The organism is Deinococcus marmoris DSM 12784, assembly GCF_000701405.1.
GTDB lineage: Bacteria > Deinococcota > Deinococci > Deinococcales > Deinococcaceae > Deinococcus > Deinococcus marmoris.
In genome coordinates this window covers 1-3,179 of record NZ_JNIV01000190.1, presented here as the reverse complement: position 1 = coordinate 3,179, position 3,179 = coordinate 1, and the positions used below count along the sequence as shown (strand labels likewise).

The 3,179-nt window shown below is 63.2% G+C and carries 4 protein-coding genes; all 4 read right to left on the bottom strand.

All coding sequences use genetic code 11. From position 1 onward, the window contains the following. Nucleotides 1-36 precede the first annotated feature (36 nt). The gene (locus Q319_RS0122865) at nucleotides 37-543 is read right to left on the bottom strand and encodes a hypothetical protein (protein WP_029484701.1); all 507 of its coding nucleotides are present in this window, start codon (nucleotides 541-543) and stop codon (nucleotides 37-39) included. Next, a complete protein-coding gene (locus Q319_RS0122860; RefSeq protein ID WP_029484700.1) occupies nucleotides 540-1,214 on the bottom strand; it encodes an L-ribulose-5-phosphate 4-epimerase in 675 nt (224 codons plus the stop codon). The genes Q319_RS0122865 and Q319_RS0122860 overlap by 4 nt, the downstream gene beginning before the upstream one ends. Further along, nucleotides 1,211-2,479 carry a ribulokinase gene (locus Q319_RS0122855; RefSeq protein ID WP_281173855.1) on the bottom strand — a complete coding sequence of 423 codons (1,269 nt, stop codon included), beginning with the start codon at nucleotides 2,477-2,479 and terminating at the stop codon, nucleotides 1,211-1,213. Before Q319_RS0122855 ends, Q319_RS0122860 begins: the two co-directional genes overlap by 4 nt. 13 nt (nucleotides 2,480-2,492) lie before the next feature. Continuing rightward, nucleotides 2,493-3,179, bottom strand: a 687-nt coding sequence (locus Q319_RS0122850; protein ID WP_029484698.1) for an IS66 family transposase, incomplete at its 5' end; no start/stop codon positions are given.

The window sequence follows — 3,179 nt, the reverse complement described above, 5'->3', positions numbered from 1 at the left end:
CTAAAAGCTGATCCAGATGACGTTCCATGACCTGACTCAGCATTTCCCGTTCTGTTGCCATGCACCATCATCCCATTTCAGCGGGATGCACCCGTGGCCCACCACCACCTTGCGCTCCAGCCGCAGCCGGGTGTGCAGAAATCCGGCCTCGCGGTCCCCGTGTGCCGACTGGTTGAGGTTCATGTAGTCCATGTCGATGCGGTCCCAGGGCAGATCGCGCTCAAGCTGGGTGTGCAGGTGGACGAAGGGTTTGTTCAGCGCGCTTAGGCCGCCAATCCACATCTTGGACGGGCTGAAGGTGTGCATCCACAGCATCAGTCCGGCGCACAGCGGGTCTGCATTGGCCTCCAGGCACAGGCGGCGGATGTCGTCCGGCGTGGTCATCACGTCTTTAAAGATGATAGGTAGGGGAATGGCCGGGCTGATCTCCAGCGCCTCCGAGACCTGCCGGGCCTGCGCCGCCACCTGCGCCAGCGTTTCAGGGCCGTAAAGGTGCTGCGAGCCGCAGACAAACCAGAGTTGCGGGGTGACGAGATTCTTCACGGGGTCTCCTGGTGCTGGCCGTAGACGTGGGTGTAGCGGTGATGCAGGCGGTCAATGTCGGCGGGCGCAAGGGTCTGAACTTCCACGCCCCGCGCCGCTGCCAACTGACAGGCCAGAAAGACAGTGCGGGCCACGTCTTCAACCATCACCGCCGCTTTCAGGGCGGCCAGGGGAGTCTTGCCGATGGTAAAAACGCCGTGGCTCTGAAGGATGATGGCGGGTGAGCGGTGGCCCTTCAGGACGCGCACCACCTCCTGACCGATGTCCGCGCCGCCGATCGGGGCAAAGCTGCCGCAGGGGACGGGACCGCCGAACTCGTCGGCCATCGCGGTCAGCACGCAGGGAATGGCGTGTCCAGTGGCGGCCCAGGCAGTGGCGTAGGGGCTGTGGGTATGCACGATCCCGCCCACGTCGGGCAGATGGCGGTAGATGTAGGCGTGGGTGGCCGTATCGCTGCTGGGGCTGAGATCACCCTCAATCACCTGCGCGTCCAGATCAGTGGCCACCATGCTCTCGGGCGTCAATTCCGCAAAGGTCACGCCGCTGGGCTTGATCAGCAGGCCGCCGTCCACGCGGGCGCTGATGTTGCCACTCGTCCAGGTCACCAGACTGTTTTTCGGCAGTTCCAGATGCAGGGCGTGCAGTTCCGCCCTTAATTCGGCGTGATTCATGCGAGAACCTCGCTGCGTTCTTTATGGGCCACCGCGCCGTCCCGCAGTCGCTTGAGGGTTTTCATGGTTCTGTCCTCGTGTCCAAACAGGTCATGCAAGTGCTTGTAGAGCTGGTAAATCTGCGTGTAGGCGACGTGGCGGTGCGGGTCAGGCGTGTAAGCGGCCCGCCTGACTCTGGCCATCCGGTCTGCCGCCGCGCTGATATCCGGGTAGGCTCCGGCGGCCACGGCGGCGTGCATGGCGCTGCCCAGTGCCGGGGCCTGCGAACTTCCAGCGACGCTGATCGGTAGCCCCAGCACGTCGGCGTAGGTCTGCATCAGCACCGGATTTCTGATCAGTCCTCCGGCAGCGATAAATTCCTGCACGGGCACGCCGGAGTCGTTGAAGGTTTCCACGATGACCCGCGTTCCGAAAGCCGTGGCCTCGATGAGCGCGCGGTAGATGTCCTCAGCACGCGTGGACAATCCCAACCCCATAATCATGCCGCTCAAATCGGTATCCACCAGCACGGAGCGGTTGCCGCTGAGCCAGTCCAGCGCCAGCAGGCCATGCTCGCCCACCGCCTGATCCTGGCCCAACTCGGTCAGCAGTTCGTGGACGCTCAGGCCGCGCTCCTGGGCCAGCGTGTGGTACTCGGGCGGGGTCAGTTTCTTGACCACCCAGCCGAACAGGTCACCCACGCCGCTTTGCCCGGCCTCATAGCCGTAGGTGCCGGGGGTAATCCCGCCTGCCACCACGCCGCACAAGCCGGGTACTTCTGCCAGGGTGTCTCCGATCATGACGTGACAGGTGCTGGTCCCCATGATTGCCACCAGTTGGCCGCTTCGTGTGGCCCCCACGGCGGGGGCAGTGACATGGGCGTCCACGTTGCCTACCGCGACAGCCGTACCCACCTTTAAGCCAGTTAAACGGGTAGCGGCTTCGGTCAGCCCTCCAGCTCGGCCTCCCAGCGGGTGCAGATCACGCGAGAACCTGTCGGTGGCGTGCCGGAAGGCTGGATTCAGCGCCGCGAAAAAATCATCAGTGGGATACTCGCCGTCCTGATAGATTGCCTTGTACCCGGCAGTGCAGATGTTGCGAACCTCCGCGCCGCACAGTTGCCACGTCACCCAGTCGGTAGCTTCCAGAAAACGCTCGGCTGCCGCATAGACCTGTGGAGACTCTTCCAGAATCTGCAACAGCTTGGCAACGGCCCACTCGGCGCTGATCTTGCCGCCGTAACGGGGGAGCCAGCGCTCGCCGCGCCGCTCGGCCACGGCATTGATGCGGTGTATCTGATTAGCGCCGAAGGACCATCAGTACGGCTACGGGATCCTCGCCCCGCAGGCGGGCCGTTTCCACCACGCTCTTGATGCGGGTGTAGGTGGTAGCCCCCAGCAGATTTTTGCTGCACTGAGAGACTTTCCTCGCCATCACTACGCTCCGCAGGGCACGCTCTGCGGCGTTGTTGGTGGGTGGAATGTCAGGGTCAATCAGGAAATACAACAGACGGCTTCGACGGTGCTGCTCCAGCAGGCCCAGTCGCAATCGCTCATTGATCTTGGTTTTTAGCGGGTAACGGTCAAGCAGATGATCCAAGCGCAGGGTGAGTCTCTCACCCTGCCGGGCGTACTCCTGGCGATTGGCCAGCCCCGCGTGGTAAGCCGAATGCAAGCGAATCCCATCCCGGAAGAGCTGGGCCAGTCGCTGCGGATAGCGTTCCCCGCGTCCTGGCTGAGCGTGTTGTTCCTCAACCGCCCCATCGGCGTTGCGGATCAGGTGGGCTAGACACTTTTGCTGCTTAGTATCGGCGAAGACCAAGCTGTCATAGACCTTGAAGCGATCCGTGACCAGTGTTCCCGCAAAATCGTCGCCCAGAACGGCCCGCACCTCAGCATTGGTGTGTCGTGGGTTGGCCCGGTACAGCACGATATCGGCGGAGCGGAAGGCACTCATCCACGCGGCCACGCCATTCATCCGCCAGCC